Here is a 16,081-nt window from a genome sequence, read left to right as displayed (position 1 = left end):
AGTGGCAACTTACAGTTCGGTTAGTTTTAGCCAAATGACAATTCCATGCGTCGGCCGACGCCGGTATTGGTAAAATAGGTCTTTGCTTTCGCCCACCAGAGTTCCCAATGCGCACAGACAGCAGCCCTACGACGATTTTCCGCAAAGATTACACCCCGCCCGCCTACCTGGTTGATACGGTAGAACTGGGCTTTGACCTGGCCCCGGCACGCACGGTGGTCGCCAACCGCATCACCGTGCGCCAGAATCCCGCCTCGGCCAGCCACGACATCGTGTTGCACGGCGAGGAAATCGAACTGGTGCAAGTGCGCCTGAACGGCAAACTGCTGGACGCCGGCGACTACGAACTGACGTCGTCGGCGCTGACCATCCGCAACGCCCCGGCGGAAGCGGTGCTGGAAATCGAAACCATCTGCGCGCCGGTGGAAAACACCACCCTGTCCGGTCTTTACGTTTCGAACGGTAACTTCTTCACCCAGTGCGAGGCCGAAGGCTTCCGCCGCATCACCTTCTTCCCGGATCGCCCGGACGTGATGGCCAAGTACACCGTGATGCTGCGCGCCGACAAGGCTGCTTACCCGGTGCTGCTGTCCAACGGTAACCTGATCGAAGAGGGCGACCTCGGCGACGGCCGCCACTACGCCAAGTGGGAAGACCCGTTCAAGAAGCCGTCCTACTTGTTTGCGCTGGTCGCGGCCAAGCTGGTGTGCCAGGAAGAGAAATTCAAGCTGGCCGATGGCCGCGAAGTGCTGCTGCAAGTGTGGGTGGAAGAGGGCAACCTCGACAAAACCGACTACGCCATGCAGTCGCTGAAAAACTCGATCCGCTGGGATGAAGAGCGCTTCAACCTGGAGCTGGATCTGGATCGCTTCATGATCGTCGCCGTGGGCGACTTCAACATGGGCGCGATGGAAAACAAGGGCCTGAACATCTTCAACACCAAGTTCGTGCTGGCCAATCCGCGCACCGCGACCGACATCGACTACGCCGGCATTGAAGCGGTGGTCGGCCACGAATACTTCCACAACTGGACTGGCAACCGCGTGACGTGCCGCGACTGGTTCCAGCTGTCGCTGAAAGAAGGCTTGACCGTATTCCGCGACCAGGAGTTCAGCGCCGACATGATCGGCACCGATTCCGGCCGCGCCGTCACCCGCATCGACCAGGTGCGCACGCTGCGCCAGGCGCAGTTCCCGGAAGACGCGGGCCCGATGTCGCACCCGGTGCGTCCCGACTCCTTCGTCGAGATCAACAACTTCTACACCGTGACCGTGTACGAAAAAGGCGCCGAAGTCGTGCGGATGTACCAAACCTTGCTGGGCCGCGAGGGCTTCCGCAAAGGCATGGACTTGTACTTCAAGCGCCACGATGGTCAAGCCGTGGAATGCGATGACTTCCGCGCCGCCATGGCCGACGCCAATGGGCGCGACTTGAGCCAGTTCGAACGCTGGTACTCGCAGGCCGGCACGCCGGTCGTCACTGCGCGCACGCGCTACGATGCGGTCAAGCGCAACTTCGACATCATCCTGAGCCAGCGCGGCCAGGCGGACAAGCTGCCGTTCCACATTCCAGTCGCAGTAGGCCTGCTCGACGCCAAGGGCCGGGACTTGCCGCTGCACTTGGAGAACGGCAAGCACGCCAAGGGCGCCACCACGGTGGTGCTGGAATTGACCGAGCAAGAACAGATCTTCCGCTTCCGCCAGGTGGACGAGCGTCCTACGCCGTCGATCCTGCGCGACTTCTCGGCCCCGGTGATCCTCGAATACGACTACACCGACGACGAACTGCTGCACCTGTTCAGCCATGACAGCGACCCAGTCAACCGCTGGGAGGCAGGCCAGCGCCTGGCAATGGAGCGCCTGCTCAAGCTGACCGCGCAAGTGGCTTCCAACGGCGCGGCGAACCTGAAACTGGACAGCACCTTTATCAACGCCATGCGCGCCGTGCTGACCGACGAAACGCTGGATCCGGCCTTCCGCGAACTGGCGCTGATCCTGCCGTCGGAAACCATCATCGCCGAGCAGATGGACGTGGTGGATCCGCATGCGATCCACGCCGCGCGCCAATTCATGCGCCGTACCATCGGCGCGGCCTTGAAAGAAGAACTGCTGGCGCAGTACCACGCCAATCAAACGCCGGGCGAGTACAGCCCGGATGCGCTGTCGGCCGGCAAGCGCGCGTTGAAGAACCTGTGCCTGTCCTACTTGATGGTGGCGCCGGAACTGGCAGAGCTCAAGCTCGCGCAGCAGCAGTTTGAAAATGCGTCCAACATGACCGACCGCTCGGCCGCGCTGGTGGCGATGATCCACAGCGGCGCCGAAGCAGGCCCGTACCTGAAGGCGTTCTACGACGACTTCGAAAACGAAGCGCTGGTCATCGACAAGTGGTTTGCCATGCAGGCATCCGCGCCAACCACCAATGTCGCGGCGGTGCGCAAACTGATGCAGCACCCGGCCTTCACGCTGAAAACGCCGAACCGCGCACGCGCGCTGATCTTCAACTTCACCAGCGCCAACCCGTCGCAATTCCACGCGGCCGATGGCAGTGCATACGAATTCTGGGCCGAGTTTGTCATCAAGCTCGATGCGATCAACCCGCAAGTGGCAGCGCGCCTGGCGCGCGCCATGGATCGCTGGCGCCGTTACGCGCCGGCGCTGCAAGCCAAGATGAAACAGGCGCTGGAAAAAGTCGCCGCGCGCAAGCTGTCGAATGACGTCGCTGAAGTCATTACCAAAGCGCTCGCAAACTAATCACAATCAACCGAGGTATCACATGAAACGAGTCAGTCTTACGCAATATCTTGTGGAAGAGCAGCGCCTCCACGACAACATCCCGGCGGAACTTCGCCTGCTGATTGAAGTTGTGGCGCGCGCGTGCAAAACCATCAGCCACTCGGTAGGTAAAGGCGCGCTGGGCGAGGTGCTGGGTTCCGCCGACACCGAAAACGTGCAAGGCGAAGTGCAGAAAAAACTGGACATCATCTCCAACGAAATCCTGCTCGAAGCGAATGAGTGGGGCGGCCACCTGGCGGCGATGGCGTCGGAAGAAATGGAATCCATCCACCCGATTCCTAACCGCTATCCAAAAGGCGAATACATGCTGCTGTTCGATCCACTGGACGGCTCGTCGAACATCGACGTCAACGTCTCGATCGGCACCATCTTCTCGGTGCTGAAAGCGCCGGAAGGCATGACCCAGCCGAGCGAAGCGGACTTCATGCAGGCAGGTAGCAAGCAAGTGGCGGCCGGCTACGCAGTGTACGGCCCGCAGACCATGCTGGTGCTCACCACCGGCAATGGCGTCAACTGCTTCACGCTGGATCGCGAGATGGGTTCGTGGGTGCTGACCCAGCGCGACATGCAGATTCCTGCCAAGACCAAGGAATTCGCGATCAATATGTCGAACCAGCGCCACTGGCATCCGCCGGTGCAGCGCTACGTCAGCGAACTGCTGGCCGGCGACACCGGCCCGCGCGGCACCAACTTCAATATGCGCTGGATCGCGTCGATGGTGGCGGACGTGCACCGCATCCTGAACCGCGGCGGCATCTTCATGTATCCGGCCGATTTGCGCGACACCTCGGTGCCGGGCAAGCTGCGCTTGATGTATGAGGCGAACCCGATGGCCTTCATCGTCGAGCAGGCAGGCGGCGCGGCCACCGATGGCAAGCAGCGCATCCTCGACATCCAGCCGACCAAGCTGCACCAGCGCGTGCCGGTGTTCCTGGGCTCGCGCGATGAGGTGGCGGTGGTGACTGGCTACCATCAAGGCTGAGAAGCCTGAGATCCGCAGAAAGCAATGCAATAATTACATCGCTGTCTAAAATTTATCGTTTTAGGGCTAGCGTGTGGTGAAGGTTCTTTGTTAGAATGCGGGTCGTCGCCGCTTTAGCTCAGTCGGTAGAGCAGTTCATTCGTAATGAAAAGGTCGCCAGTTCGATTCCGGCAAGCGGCACCAAGAAATAATCAGAAAACCCGCTTTCTCCCAGGAGGAAGCGGGTTTTTTGTTGTCTCTTCAAATCGTGCGAAGTACCATGAAATCCAGCGATAGCATTTTCCAGTGCAGTCTTCAAGAAGAATAGGTTTCACATGACGTCGACTTTACTCGCGCAGGGCGGCACGCCATCCGACAAGTGCCAGAAGTGCAAAGAGGGGCAAGAACTGGAGTTTGAGATTGCGTTCGCTTACCAGCCCATTGTTGACCTGCGTGACCGTTCGATCTATGCGAACGAGGCGTTGGTGCGCGGGCCGAATGGCGAGTCGGCTTTTTCTATCCTGTCGCGGGTAACAGAGGACAACCGCTATTCGTTCGACCAGGCCTGCCGAGTGCAAGCAATCAAGGGCGCTGCGGAGCTGGGCCTGGAGGGCTTATTGTCGATTAATTTTCTGCCCAACGCGGTCTACCAGCCGGCAGCGTGTATCCGCAGCACGTTCGAAGCGGCGCGACACTACGGCTTTCCCATCGAGCGTATCATTTTTGAAGTGACCGAAGGCGAGCAGGTGCAGGATCGACCGCATCTCGTCAATATCTTCAGGGAATACCATCGCTTCGGCTTCCGCACCGCGATCGATGACTTTGGCGCTGGCTATGCGGGCTTGAACCTGTTGTCCGAGTACCAGCCCGACATCATCAAGATCGACATGGACTTGGTTCGCGATATCGATAGCAGCCCGCCGAAACAGGCCATCGTCCATGGCGTGGTTGCGATATGCGCCGCGCTCAAGGTGCGGGTGCTGGCCGAAGGGATTGAAACCAAGGCTGAGCGGGACTTCCTTTACGCGGCAGGCATCGACCTGATGCAAGGATACTTGTTCTGCAAACCGGCGTTTCGCGCACAGGGGATCGTCGATTCCTCGGCGTGGGATTAACCGGAGACCGAGGGCGATCTACGCCGGCTTGGCCTTGCGGCTAAGCAGCGTGGCCGCCGCCAGGGCGCCAACAATGCCCAGTGTCCACGCGGCGGTGCTGCCGGAGAAGCCCACGGCGGTGTCGAGCGCCAGCTTGCCCGCTTTCGGGCCGGCCAGTTCGATGCGGCGCCTGGTCATGTCGGCGCCCAGCTCGCTCAGCCGGTCTTTGCTCAGCAGGCGTTCCGCTTGCGGCAGCAGCACGGTTTCTTCATCGGCGACGTGATGGATGACGTCGCGCATCAGTTGTTGCACCAGTTGGTCGTGACGAACATCAGTGGGCGCGGTGGCGCGCAGCTCGCCGATGAGGCGGCGCATTTCGTTGTGCTCGGGGACGCTCTTGAGCAGCACAGGCTCGCCGCTGTCGATGTTGCGCACGGCCGGGTAGAACAGTTCTTCTTCCAGCGTGGCGTGGATTTCGAGCGCACTGGCAATGGTTTCGGCCAGGGCCTTCTTGACCTTGGGCTTGGCGTCGGCCGTGTATTGGTGGAAGCTGACCAGCACATGCGAGTGGTCGAAGCGGATCATGTCGGTAATGGTCGGGCTGAGTTTTTTGAGCGAAAACATGGCAAGACTCCTGGCGGGTGGGCTGCTGGGAGTTTCATCTTATTGGCCGCCGCCACCGGCCCGTGTAGGAGGGCGCCGATTTGTTTGTCAGACCGCGACGCGCGTGTCGTTAGCCAGTCCCGCCAGCTCGCGGGCGCGCAGGCACTGCTCGGAGCCGGCTTCGCATTCGCGGCAGGTGCTGGAGCGCAGCGGGTAGATGTCGCAGCTGACAGATTGACCAAGCTCGCCGCGCAAGCTCACGCAGCGCGACGGCAGTTGCAGCGTGCCCTTCATCGCAACGTAGTGTGGCGAGACCGGCGTGACCAGTTCACGCGGAACGCTGCCCTCGGGATGCAGCGTGGACTCGCTCCAGTAAAAGCTGACACGGAAGGCGGCGCAACAGGCGCCGCAGGACTGGCAATCTAAAGACATGAGTTGAACGGAAGTGCAATCAATGCCTTCCATTTTACCGTCATTTTTTAACGCGTTCCGTTAAAGGCCACAGGATCAGTGTGGCAGCGATCGCGATGGCGCTGCCGAGCAGGTTGTTTTCCAGTCGCGCCATGGCGTAGTTGTAGTCGATGGCAGGCATGGCGTAATCGGCCACCAGCACGAACGATGGCGTCAGGAAGGCGACGAACACGCTGTAGCCCACCGGCCGCAAGGCCATCGTCAGTCCAATCAACGGGAACACGGCCAGTGCGATGGTCAGCGGCGTGTGCGCCAATTCGCCGATGGCGACCGCGATCAGCGTGCCGACCACGGTGCCGAGCGCGCGCTCCACGCTGCGCGGCAGGGTGCCGGCCGCCGACGGCTGCAAGATCAGCAGCACGGCCATGGTGGCCCAATAACCGCAAGGTAGTTCCAACACGTGCACCGTCAGGTAGGCCGCCGTGGTGGCGACGCCGAGACGCAGCGCGAAGTGGACGCCATCGCTGGACAGCGAGGCATGGGCACGCAGCTGGCGCAGGGCGCCGCGCGCCGACTGCACAGCCGCTTGATGCCAGCGATCGTGAGGATATTCAGGCGCGGATGGGTGTATCTGCCAGAGCACCGTGCTCAGTGCGGCGGCAAACAGGCAGCCCAGCAAGTACAGGCCAAGATACGCGTAGCCGCTTGCGCCGCCAGCCGCAGGGTGGTCGACCATCACCACGCACGCGGTGGCCGCGAGGATCGCCACTTGATAGGGTTGGTCGCCCCAAATGCGCGTGAGACCGGCGACAGTCACGAAGAACAGGATAGTCAGCGCGGCTGCCGCTGCGCCCAGGCTCGCGGCGTAGATGGCCAAGCCGCCGCCCAGCGTCGATAGCACGGCAAACGACAGCATCGACGCCAAGCGGCTGCGCGCCGTCTGCGGCGCGGTCGCCAGCGAAGTCCAGAAGGCGCCGATGGCCGCCCAGGAAAAATCCGGTGCGTGCAGCGCGCAGCCCACCAGCAGCATGATGGCGGAGGCCGAGGCGGCGCGCATGCCATCCATCAGGTTGGCCTTGGCAGCAGCAGTGGTGAGCATGGATTTGAACATGATGACTACAGCTTAAAAGAGCATCGCCCTCGAATCCAATATTTCGTGATAGTCTCTTCAAGACGAAAAAGATATCGAAGCGTGAATCAATCACGCATTTTGAGATGAAAGGCTAATCATGGAATTTCGCCAGCTGCGCTACTTCCTGGCGGTGGCCGAGCACCTGCATTTCACGGTGGCGGCGGAGCGTCTGGGGATCGCGCAACCGCCCTTGAGCCAGCAGATCATCAAGCTGGAACGCGAGATCGGCACCAAGCTGTTCCTGCGCCACCCGCGCCGCGTGGAGTTGACCGAGGCCGGCGTGATTTTCCGCGAACGCGCCCAGCGCGTGCTGGACGACGCCAACGACGCGCTGGAACACGTGAAGATGGCCGCGCGCGGCGAGAGCGGCAACTTGTCGATCGGCTTCGCCGGCTCCACGGTTTTCCATCCCACGGTGGCGCGGCTGCTGCGCAAGTTCCGGGAAGATTATCCCGGCGTGAAGATCCGCACGGAGGAGAGCAACAGCGTGGCGCTGCTCGGCAAGCTGGCCGACGCGCAGGTCGATTGCGCCATGGTGCGTCTGCCGCTCGATTGCGGTGAGTTGAAGGTGACGCCGCTGGTGCAGGAGAAGATGATCGCCGTGCTGCCCAGCGGCCATCCGCTGGGCCACCGCCGGAGCATCGATTTGAAGCAGTTGGCCGGTGATCCCTTCATCCTCTATCCGCGCGCGATCAATCCTGAACTTCACGACGCCATCATCAGTGCGTGTCGCGCCGCCGGCTTCTCGCCGCGCATTGAAATGGAGTCGCCGCAGATTTCGTCGGGCGTGAACATGGCGGCGGCGGGATTCGGCGTTGCCATCATCCCGGAGTCGATAGCGCAGTTCCGGGCCGAGGGCGTGACTTATCAAGATATCCGCAACAAGGACTTGGGCACGGCGATTGCTTTGATTACGCGCCCCCGCGAAAAGTCGGTCACGGTGAAGAATTTCACGGAGTTGGTGCGGCACGCGGCTAAACATTTCCAGGAGTAGAGAGTATGAATGCACATCAGGCGAATCGGCGTAAATTGTTGGGAGTAGCAGCGGGATTGACGGCGTTGGCGGCGCCGGGCGCGTATGCGGCGCCTGCCGCGGAATCGGATTGGGATCGTATCGCTCAGAGTTACGACATCGCCAGCGATTTCGTCAACCTGGAAAACGCCTACTACGGCATCATGGCGCGGCCGGTGGCGGAGGACTTCAAGCGCAATATCGATTACTTGAACCGCTATAACTCCTTCCATTTGCGCCGCCAGTTTGATCGCGCAGGCATGGATCAATTGCGCGCGCAACTGGCGGCGCATACCGGCGTGCCGGCAGACGAATTGGCGATCACGCGTGGCGCCACCGAGTCGCTGCAAAACCTGATCTGCAATTACCGCCTGCTCAAGCGCGGCGACACCATCATGTACTGCAATCTCGATTACGACGCCATGCAGTATGCGATGAACGATCTGGCGAAGCGCAACGGCGCCAATGTGGCGCTGGTGCAGATTCCCGAGCCGGTATCGCGCCAGGCCGCCATCGACGTGTACGAGAAAGCGATGCGCCAGCATCCGCGCACCAAGCTGCTGCTGCTCACGCACATCAACCACCGCACCGGCTTCGTGCTGCCGGTGCAGGAGATCATCAAGATCGCCAAGCCGCGCGGCATCGACGTGATAGTGGACGTGGCGCAGTCGTGGGGGCAGCTTGATTACAAGCTGCCGGATCTGGGGGCGGATTTCGTCGGCGCGAATCTGCATAAGTGGGTAGGCGCGCCTTTAGGTACGGGCTTCCTGCACATTCGCAAAGAACGCTTGGCCGATATCGGCGTGGAGCGCGGCGATGAAGACTACCCGGTGACGGACATCCGCTCGCGCGTGCATTCGGGTACGGTGAACGCAGCGGCGCTGATGACGATACCGGCGGCACTCAAGCTGCACGAAGAAATCGGCGTCGCCAATCGCGGCCGCCGCCTGCGCGAGCTGCGTGACTATTGGGTGCACCAGGTACGCGAGCTGCCCAACATCCAGGTGCTCACGCCGGACGATGCCGGCACCTATGGTGCGGTGACCTCGTTCCGCGTGCGCGGCCACACCACGCCGGAAGCCAACGCCGTGCTGGTGAACCGCCTGGTCGAGCAGTACGGCATCTTCACCGTGATGCGCAAAGGCCCAGTAGGCGGCGCCTGCATCCGCGTCACCCCCGGCCTGTTCACCCGCACCTCCGACCTCGACAAACTAGTCACCGCCATCCGCGACCTCGCCATCGGCTAAGGCTTAATAATCCGCCAGCTTGGCCTTGTCGACTTCGACCAGCTGGTCCAGCCGCAGGGTTTCGCCGGTGCTGAGGGTGAGGTAGTCGGCGCCTTCTTTTGCGAAGACGTCGGTGATGACGGCGTTGCGGGTTTGCAGCTGGCCGCCGGCGTCGCGGAACTGGATGTCGGTGGCCTGGCGCTTGGTCGCGTGCACTTCCAGCAGATCGTGGAAGTCGCAGCTGATGGGTTGGTATTCGCTGGTCATGGTCGGGCTCCTGCTATCATCGTGGCATGAACAAGAAATTGCTTGCCGTTGCCGCCGTTGCGGTGATTTTTGCCGTGCTTAATCTGGCTAGCCGGGCTGCGCAATCGGGGCCGCAGCGCGCGCCTTTGCAGGCGCTGGTCGGCTCTAGCGCTTGCATTCAGCCGCAATGGCCGGCCGAGGCGCGCCGCTACGAGATCGAAGGCGTCACCACTCTGCGCTTCGCCATCGGCATGGACGGCAAGGTGCTGCAACCGGCCGTCACCCAAAGCAGCGGCTGGCGGATTCTCGATGATGCCGCTCTCCACAGCATTGCGCAATGCCTCTTTCAGCCTAAGCTCGACGCCGCGCGCGAAGGCACGGTATTTCCGATTCAAGTCGCGTGGAAGCTGGATGGCCCTCCGCCGGCCCGGCCGCTGCTGGTAGCCGGTAGTTGCCAGACGTCCGAGCGTTTTGCCGCCTTCCGCGAAGCCGATCCGCGGCCCAGCGACAAGCAAGGCATCCTGCTGCGCTTCCTGGTCAATCAGGAAGGTGCGCCGGTGCGCATCGTGGCCGAAGCGGGCAGCCAGCCGCAGGAACTGACCGCGCAGGCCGTGGCCTATCTGCAAAGCTGCCGCTTCGCTCACGACCCGAATAGCCGGGCCGAGCGTACCGACACCGGGTTCGGCCGCGTGCTGCTGCGCTGATTAAATGCGCTGATCCTCGGCGCGGCGTTTTTCCGGCTCGCTCAGCACGCGGGCGATCACCGGCAGGGGCACGCCTGCATCTTCCAGAAACACGGCCGCCGCCTCGCGGCCTTTTTCCTCCGCCATGGCGATGGCGGCATTGACTGCGACCGCCTTGGCGCGATCGGGGCGTGTGCGTCGTTCCATCATGATGACACCTCCTGTCTAGCCTGGGACAGTATCATAAAAACATCAGGAAGCGCTGGCAGTGACGAGTTGTGCGCGCTTTTCCAGCGCAATGCGCACGGCCGCCAGTATGCGGTCGAGATTGGCCGGCTTGACCACATGCTCGTCGAAGCCGGTAGAAATCACCCGCTGCCGGGTGACGATGTCGCCCCACGCGGTGAAGGCGATCAAGGCCACTTGGTCGAAGTCGGGCACGGCGCGCAGGGCGGCCGCGACCTGGTAGCCGTCCATGCCCGGCATGCCGAGGTCGAGTAAGATGGCATCGGGCTGGAAGGTGCGCGCCGCTTCCAGGCCGGCCATGCCGGCGTAGGCGACGGCAGTGTTATAGCCGTGCAGCTCCAGTAGTTCGGCTGAGATGTCCGCCGCTTCGGTGTTGTCGTCGACAACGAGAATACGCTGGTTGGTGGTCTGGTCCATAATAGTGAACGAATGAGTAACGTTACGTTCGGCAGGGGCCAGGCCGGAGAAGAGAGACGCGGCGGGGAAGGGGCACGCGCAGTAGGAGTGATGAGTTTTCCTACTGTCAATTATAGTTGGATTTTGGACGCTTGCTTGAAGAAATGTGCTGCTGTCTCCAAATTGCCTACAGACATTAACAATCGAAAGGAATTGACGATGAGCACCACGACTGAAAAGGCCATTCTGGCCGGCGGCTGTTTTTGGGGCATGCAGGATTTGATCCGCAAGATGCCGGGCGTGCAATCGACGCGCGTCGGCTACAGCGGCGGCGATGTGCCAAATGCAACTTACCGCAACCACGGCACCCATGCCGAGGCGATTGAAATCGTCTACGATCCGGCCGTGCTCAGCTATCGCAAGATCCTTGAATTCTTCTTCCAGATTCACGACCCGAGCACCCGCAACCGCCAGGGCAACGACATCGGCACCAGCTACCGCTCGGCGATTTTTTATGCCGACGAGCAACAAAAAGCGACGGCCGAAGACACCATCGCCGACGTCAACGCGTCCGGCCTGTGGCCCGGTAAAGTGGTGACGGAACTGGCGCCGGCTGGCCCGTTCTGGGAGGCGGAGCCGGAGCACCAGGACTATCTGGAGCGCATTCCTAACGGCTACACCTGCCATTATGTACGCCCGGACTGGGTGCTGCCCAAGCGTTAAAAGCATGGTAAATCAGTGACTTAGCAAGCGGAAGGTATTCGGAAGGCAAATTCGGCGCGGCAAACCTACAGTGAAGACCTTGTTTCACCTCTTCACGTTTGGAATTGCCATGAGTCAGTTATTTGCCGCCGTATATGAAATTGCCAGTGCCACCATCGGCCGTCCTTCCCTGCGCTTGCACCTCGTGGTCGACCGCGCCAAGGCCAGCGTGGTTGGCGCCGCCATGCTGGAAACCGTCACCGGCGAGTTGCACGAAATCCCGGTGCGCGGCCACCACCACGAGATCGACGGCGACCAGCCGCTGGAGGCCATCGTGCTGGCCGGCACGCCGCCGGTGTTTGCCGCCCAAGACGATGACCCAACTTCTTTCCAGCTGCTGATGGTATTGCCGTCGGCGTGGAAAGATGGCCAGGCTTGCTACAAGATGAGCTTGGGCAAGCGCCACCCGCGCGTGATCGATATCCGCGACGGCGTCGCCCGGGCGGTGTTGCCGGAGGCGGTCTATTAGTTCTCCCGTGGTTCTCCTGTACACTAGCGCAAGGTCACTAGTGCAAAAAGGATAACGCGACAATGAGTCAAGCAAACGCAGCGCCGCCAGTGGAAATCAATGATGCATGGCGGGGATGGATCGCCGAGAATTTGATACTCGGCGGCAACCCGCAAGTGCTGCTCGGCGTTATGATTCAATCAGGCATCGCCGAGCAGGCGGCGCGCGTGGAGCTGGAAGCGGCCGTGCGCAGTCCCTACCTGCGCGGCGTTTCGCGCCTGCACAGCCGGCTGGCCAAGCGCGATTGGGTGCTGGGCATCCAGTCGCGCCTCAACAAGCTGGTGGAACTCACTGTGCCGCGCCGCGAGCGCTTGTCTGAAGCGGAATTCCTCAGCCAATATTACAGCCGCAATCAGCCGGTCATCATCACCGGCATGCTCGATGATTGCGCCGCCCGCAGCAAATGGACGTTCGACTATCTCGCCGAACAACTGGGCGAACGCGAGGTGGAAGTGCAGTTCGGCCGTAACGCCGATCCCGATTATGAAATGAATAGCCTGTCGCACAAGCGCCGCATGCCGTTTGGCGAATACGTGGCGATGGTGCGCGACGCCGGCGTCACCAACGATTTCTACATGACCGCCAATAACGACGGCCAGAATCGCGAGGCGCTGCGCGAGTTGATGAGCGATCTGCCGCAGCTGACCGAGTATCTGAAACCCGATAGTCCCGGCTTCTTCTGGTTTGGCCCGGCCGGCACGGTCACGCCGCTGCATCACGACTTGACCAACAACTTCATGATCCAGGTGACGGGCCGCAAGCGCGTGCGCCTGATTGCGCCCTGCGATACACCCAAGGTCTACAACCAGCGCCATTGCTTCTCGCTGATCGATGCGCGCAATATCGACACCCAGCGCTTCCCGATGATGGCCGATGTGCCGGTGCTGGAATGCGTGCTGGAGCCGGGCGAGATCCTGTTCCTGCCGGTCGGGTGGTGGCACTTCGTTGAGGCGCTGGACGTGACCATCACCATCTCCACCACCCACTTCAAGTGGGACAACGACTTCTACAGCTGGTATCCAGCCAATCGCGATTTCTAAAGCGCCTTGACGGCGGCGCGTGCCGCTGCTCCAAGCTCCGCCAGATCGAGGTCGGGAATGGCGTCATGCTCGGCCACTACGCGGCCTGCCACCAGCAAAGCGCGCAGCGACGGCCGGCCGCCGCTGGCCACGGGGGCGATAGCGATATCGTGCAGGCCGAAGTAGCGCGGGTCGTCCAGCTTGTAGATGGCAATGTCGGCGGCCTTGCCCACTTCCAGCGTGCCGATGGCGTTCATGCCCAGCACCGCTGCGCCGCCTGCTGTGCCCCAACGGACTACGTCTTCGATGCTGGCTGCATCGGCTCCACCTTCCCGGACACCGCCCTCGGCACGGCTGCGCGCCAACTCACCGCGCCGTGCGCGCTGCATCAGCCATGCGGCGTGCGTTTCGGAGATCATGTCGGCGGCTTCGTTGGAGGCTGCGCCGTCTACGCCGATGGAGACCGGCACGCCGGCCGCTTCCAAAGCCGGAATGTCGGCGATGCCGCTGCCAAGACGTCCGTTACTTTGCGGGCAGTGTGCGATGCCGGTGCCGGTGGCGCCTAGCTGGCCGATTTCATCGCGATTCAGTTTGACCAAATGTGCGAACCACACGTCAGGGCCCAGCCACTCGTACTCGCCGCAGAAGGCTACGGGCGAGCGGTCGTATTTGACGCGCGCGGCGTTTTGGTATTCCACCGTTTCCGACAAGTGGCTGTGCAGGCGGATGCCGAGACGGCGCGCCTCGCGCGCGCAAGTGCGCAGTTCTTCCGGCGACATGGAATACAGCGGCGTAGTCGGCGCCATCACCACGCGGCGCATGGCGTCCGGTGCGGCTTGGTGATAGCGCTTGGTCAGCCGTTCGCAATCGCTAAGGAATTGGTCGAGCGATTCTGGACGCAGTGCTTGCGGTAGTTCGCTTTCCAGTTGGCGCGTTTGCGTGGCGCCGCCCCGGCACAGCACAAAACGCAGGCCCAGTTTTTCCGCTTCTTCAAACAGGATGGCAGAGCCGTCGTACGGCATGCCAGGGTAGTACAGATAATTGTGATCGGCCACGGTGCCGCTGCCGCTGCGCAGCAGCTCCACTAAACCGATGCGCGCGGCCAGCCGGAAGCTGTGCTCATCGAAGCTGGCGCGGAAGCGATAGGGCGTGGCGGCCAGCCATGGCGTCAGCGTGAGATTCAGGCCTTGCGGCTCGCCCTTCAGCAGCGACTGAAATAAGTGGTGATGGGTGTTGACCCACGCCGGATAGACCACGCAGTCGCGCGCATCGATCACGCGTTCGCCAGCTTGCGGCGGCAGCGCGCCCATGGCGGTGATGACGCCATCGACGATGCGGATGTCCGGGCCCGCATGGCGTTCGCCTTCGCCGCGCAAGCCGGTCAGGATGGCGCTGGCGTTACGGATTAACAGGGATGCCTGGGTCATGCCAATTCACTTTCGTGCCAGTGTGACAAAGACAGGCGTGTCACCATCGCCATGACGCCGAACAGCACCACACCGCTGAACGTAATCAAAAACAGGGCCGCAAACAGCCGGGGAATATTCAGTGCAAAACCGGCTTGCAGGATTTGGTAAGCCAGTCCCGCGCCGGTGCCGCCGGTGCCGGCCACGAATTCTGCGACCACGGCGCCGATCAGCGCCAGTCCGCACGAGATGCGCAAGCCGCCGAAGAAGTAAGGCAGCGCGCTCGGGATGCGCAGGCGGCGCAGCGTGTCCCATTTGCTGGCGTGGTTGATGCGGAACAGATTCAGCAAGCCGGGATTCACGCTGCGCAGGCCCAGTACAGTGTTGGAAATGATGGGGAACACCGCCACCATGGTCGCGCAAATCACCAGCGCCATGGTCGGGTCTTTGACCCAGATGATAATCAGCGGCGCAATCGCCACCACCGGCGTTACTTGCAGCAGAATGGCATAGGGCAGCAGGCTCGCTTCAATCACGCGGCTTTGCACGAACAGGAAGGCAGTGGCGCAGCCGACCACGATCGCCAATGCGAAGGCCATGAAGGTGATGCGCAACGTTACCCACAGCGCGCCAGCCAGCAGCGGCCAGTCTTCGACCAGCGCGCGCGCGATGGCGCTGGGTGCGGGCACCAGGTAGTCTGGCACTGCCAGCAGCATGCACACCGCTTGCCAGATACCGAGCAGGATCACGCCCACCGCCAGCGGCGCAGCCACGCGCTGGACGGCAGGGTTGGAGAGCAGGGGCGATTTCATGCTGCGTTCCTTTCCGGGTTGATGTTCGCTTGCGTTAGCAGTGACGAGAGTTCTGCGCAATGGCGCATGAAGGCCGGCGATACGCGGAAGGCGTCGTCGCGCACTACCGGCCCTTCGATGGCAACGTCCGCGATAACGCGTCCCGGACGCGCCGCCATTACGATCACGCGGCTCGATAAGTACACCGCTTCGTAAATGCTGTGGGTGACGAAGACCACAGTCAGTCCTCGCTCGGCCCACAGGGCGCGCAGATCGGCATCGAGTTTGTTGCGGGTGAATTCATCCAGCGCGCCGAATGGTTCGTCCATTAGCAGCAGGTCGGCATTGGTTGCCAGTGCGCGCGCAATGGAGACGCGCATCTGCATACCGCCCGACAGTTCGCGCGGATACGATGCGCCGAATTTGTCCAGCCCCACCAGCGCAAGTGCGCGCGCTACGCGCTCATTGGCTTCGGCCCGATCCAGCTTGGCGAGATCCAGCGGCAGGCGCACGTTGTCGGCCACGCGCGCCCACGGCATCAAGGTCGCTTCCTGAAACACCATGGCCAGCTTGCGGCCTTCGGCGCGGCGGATATGGCCGGCCGAGGGCTGCTCCAGTCCCGCGAACAGTTTGAGCAAGGTGCTCTTGCCGCAGCCGGAGGGGCCGAGCAGCGATACGAATTCGCCGGGTTGTATGCCCAGCTTCACGCTCTCCAGCGCGAGGGTGCCGTTAGGGTAGGTCTTCTCGACCTGGTTGGCGTACAGCACCGGCAATGTGGTGGCCATAGTGATCT

At 62.0% G+C, this 16,081-nt stretch carries 18 protein-coding genes and 1 tRNA gene; 10 read left to right on the top strand and 9 right to left on the bottom strand.

Annotation, left to right across the window (positions count from 1 at the left end; all coding sequences use genetic code 11):
- The first annotated feature begins 107 nt into the window (after positions 1 to 107).
- The 4 genes from pepN (at position 108) to GTP45_RS18220 (ending at position 4,868) form a co-directional block, all read left to right on the top strand.
- Positions 108 to 2,750 carry an aminopeptidase N gene (gene pepN / locus GTP45_RS18235; protein WP_161015296.1) on the top strand — a complete coding sequence of 881 codons (2,643 nt, stop codon included), beginning with the start codon at positions 108 to 110 and terminating at the stop codon, positions 2,748 to 2,750.
- A 22-nt stretch (positions 2,751 to 2,772) separates the two neighbouring features.
- Positions 2,773 to 3,774, top strand: a complete 1,002-nt coding sequence (locus tag GTP45_RS18230) for a class 1 fructose-bisphosphatase (RefSeq protein WP_161015295.1) — start codon at positions 2,773 to 2,775, stop codon at positions 3,772 to 3,774.
- A 107-nt stretch (positions 3,775 to 3,881) separates the two neighbouring features.
- A tRNA-Thr gene (locus tag GTP45_RS18225) sits at positions 3,882 to 3,957 on the top strand.
- Between the two features lie 131 nt (positions 3,958 to 4,088).
- Positions 4,089 to 4,868 (top strand): EAL domain-containing protein, encoded by a 780-nt coding sequence (locus GTP45_RS18220; RefSeq protein ID WP_161015294.1) that lies wholly within the window; start codon positions 4,089 to 4,091, stop codon positions 4,866 to 4,868.
- A gap of 18 nt (positions 4,869 to 4,886) precedes the next feature.
- Here the strand turns inward: GTP45_RS18220 and GTP45_RS18215 are convergent, their stop codons facing one another.
- The 3 genes from GTP45_RS18215 to GTP45_RS18205 form a co-directional block, all read right to left on the bottom strand.
- Positions 4,887 to 5,471, bottom strand: coding sequence for a hemerythrin domain-containing protein (locus GTP45_RS18215; RefSeq protein ID WP_161015293.1), 585 nt, complete (start codon positions 5,469 to 5,471; stop codon positions 4,887 to 4,889).
- Positions 5,472 to 5,558: 87 nt separating this feature from the next.
- A complete protein-coding gene (locus GTP45_RS18210) occupies positions 5,559 to 5,882 on the bottom strand; it encodes a YkgJ family cysteine cluster protein (RefSeq protein ID WP_161015292.1) in 324 nt (107 codons plus the stop codon).
- Positions 5,883 to 5,922: 40 nt separating this feature from the next.
- Positions 5,923 to 6,972: an FUSC family protein gene (locus GTP45_RS18205; protein WP_161015291.1), complete on the bottom strand. Its 1,050-nt coding sequence runs from the start codon at positions 6,970 to 6,972 to the stop codon at positions 5,923 to 5,925.
- Between the two features lie 118 nt (positions 6,973 to 7,090).
- Here GTP45_RS18205 and GTP45_RS18200 point away from each other — a divergent pair, with 118 nt between their 5' ends.
- Both GTP45_RS18200 and GTP45_RS18195 read left to right on the top strand, forming a co-directional pair.
- Entirely contained in the window at positions 7,091 to 7,987 is an 897-nt protein-coding gene (locus GTP45_RS18200; RefSeq protein WP_161015290.1) for a LysR family transcriptional regulator, read from the top strand.
- Positions 7,988 to 7,992: 5 nt separating this feature from the next.
- Positions 7,993 to 9,252: an aminotransferase class V-fold PLP-dependent enzyme gene (locus GTP45_RS18195; protein WP_161015289.1), complete on the top strand. Its 1,260-nt coding sequence runs from the start codon at positions 7,993 to 7,995 to the stop codon at positions 9,250 to 9,252.
- A gap of 3 nt (positions 9,253 to 9,255) precedes the next feature.
- On the opposite strand, the gene GTP45_RS18190 is transcribed toward GTP45_RS18195, so the two are convergent.
- Positions 9,256 to 9,498: a hypothetical protein gene (locus GTP45_RS18190; RefSeq protein WP_161015288.1), complete on the bottom strand. Its 243-nt coding sequence runs from the start codon at positions 9,496 to 9,498 to the stop codon at positions 9,256 to 9,258.
- Between the two features lie 26 nt (positions 9,499 to 9,524).
- Between GTP45_RS18190 and GTP45_RS18185 the strand changes: the two genes are divergently transcribed.
- Positions 9,525 to 10,181, top strand: a complete 657-nt coding sequence (locus GTP45_RS18185) for an energy transducer TonB (protein ID WP_161015287.1) — start codon at positions 9,525 to 9,527, stop codon at positions 10,179 to 10,181.
- Here the strand turns inward: GTP45_RS18185 and GTP45_RS18180 are convergent, their stop codons facing one another.
- Both GTP45_RS18180 and GTP45_RS18175 read right to left on the bottom strand, forming a co-directional pair.
- Positions 10,182 to 10,370 (bottom strand): hypothetical protein, encoded by a 189-nt coding sequence (locus GTP45_RS18180; protein ID WP_166454664.1) that lies wholly within the window; start codon positions 10,368 to 10,370, stop codon positions 10,182 to 10,184. It abuts the gene before it with no gap.
- Between the two features lie 42 nt (positions 10,371 to 10,412).
- Positions 10,413 to 10,823 carry a response regulator gene (locus tag GTP45_RS18175; RefSeq protein WP_161015286.1) on the bottom strand — a complete coding sequence of 137 codons (411 nt, stop codon included), beginning with the start codon at positions 10,821 to 10,823 and terminating at the stop codon, positions 10,413 to 10,415.
- 198 nt (positions 10,824 to 11,021) lie between these two features.
- Here GTP45_RS18175 and msrA point away from each other — a divergent pair, with 198 nt between their 5' ends.
- From msrA to GTP45_RS18160, 3 genes are all read left to right on the top strand, one after another.
- A complete protein-coding gene (gene msrA, locus GTP45_RS18170; protein ID WP_161015285.1) occupies positions 11,022 to 11,525 on the top strand; it encodes a peptide-methionine (S)-S-oxide reductase MsrA in 504 nt (167 codons plus the stop codon).
- Between the two features lie 109 nt (positions 11,526 to 11,634).
- Complete coding sequence (locus tag GTP45_RS18165; RefSeq protein ID WP_161015284.1) at positions 11,635 to 12,033, top strand: DUF1842 domain-containing protein; 399 nt, start codon at positions 11,635 to 11,637, stop codon at positions 12,031 to 12,033.
- 62 nt (positions 12,034 to 12,095) lie between these two features.
- Positions 12,096 to 13,112 carry a cupin-like domain-containing protein gene (locus GTP45_RS18160; protein WP_161015283.1) on the top strand — a complete coding sequence of 339 codons (1,017 nt, stop codon included), beginning with the start codon at positions 12,096 to 12,098 and terminating at the stop codon, positions 13,110 to 13,112.
- Here the strand turns inward: GTP45_RS18160 and GTP45_RS18155 are convergent.
- Genes GTP45_RS18155 through GTP45_RS18145 form a run of 3 tightly spaced genes read right to left on the bottom strand, consistent with a single transcriptional unit; the run spans position 13,109 to position 16,073 of the window.
- Positions 13,109 to 14,518: an amidohydrolase family protein gene (locus GTP45_RS18155; protein ID WP_161015282.1), complete on the bottom strand. Its 1,410-nt coding sequence runs from the start codon at positions 14,516 to 14,518 to the stop codon at positions 13,109 to 13,111. The genes GTP45_RS18160 and GTP45_RS18155 overlap by 4 nt on opposite strands.
- Positions 14,515 to 15,309, bottom strand: coding sequence for an ABC transporter permease (locus GTP45_RS18150; RefSeq protein WP_161015281.1), 795 nt, complete (start codon positions 15,307 to 15,309; stop codon positions 14,515 to 14,517). Before GTP45_RS18150 ends, GTP45_RS18155 begins: the two co-directional genes overlap by 4 nt.
- The gene (locus GTP45_RS18145) at positions 15,306 to 16,073 is read right to left on the bottom strand and encodes an ABC transporter ATP-binding protein (protein WP_161015280.1); all 768 of its coding nucleotides are present in this window, start codon (positions 16,071 to 16,073) and stop codon (positions 15,306 to 15,308) included. Before GTP45_RS18145 ends, GTP45_RS18150 begins: the two co-directional genes overlap by 4 nt.
- Between the last annotated feature and the right edge of the window lie 8 nt (positions 16,074 to 16,081).

The organism is Duganella rivi, assembly GCF_009857435.1.
Lineage (GTDB): Bacteria > Pseudomonadota > Gammaproteobacteria > Burkholderiales > Burkholderiaceae_D > Rugamonas > Rugamonas rivi.
The sequence above is the reverse complement of the archived record's forward strand: the minus strand, read 5'-3'. Positions and strand labels throughout refer to the sequence as shown.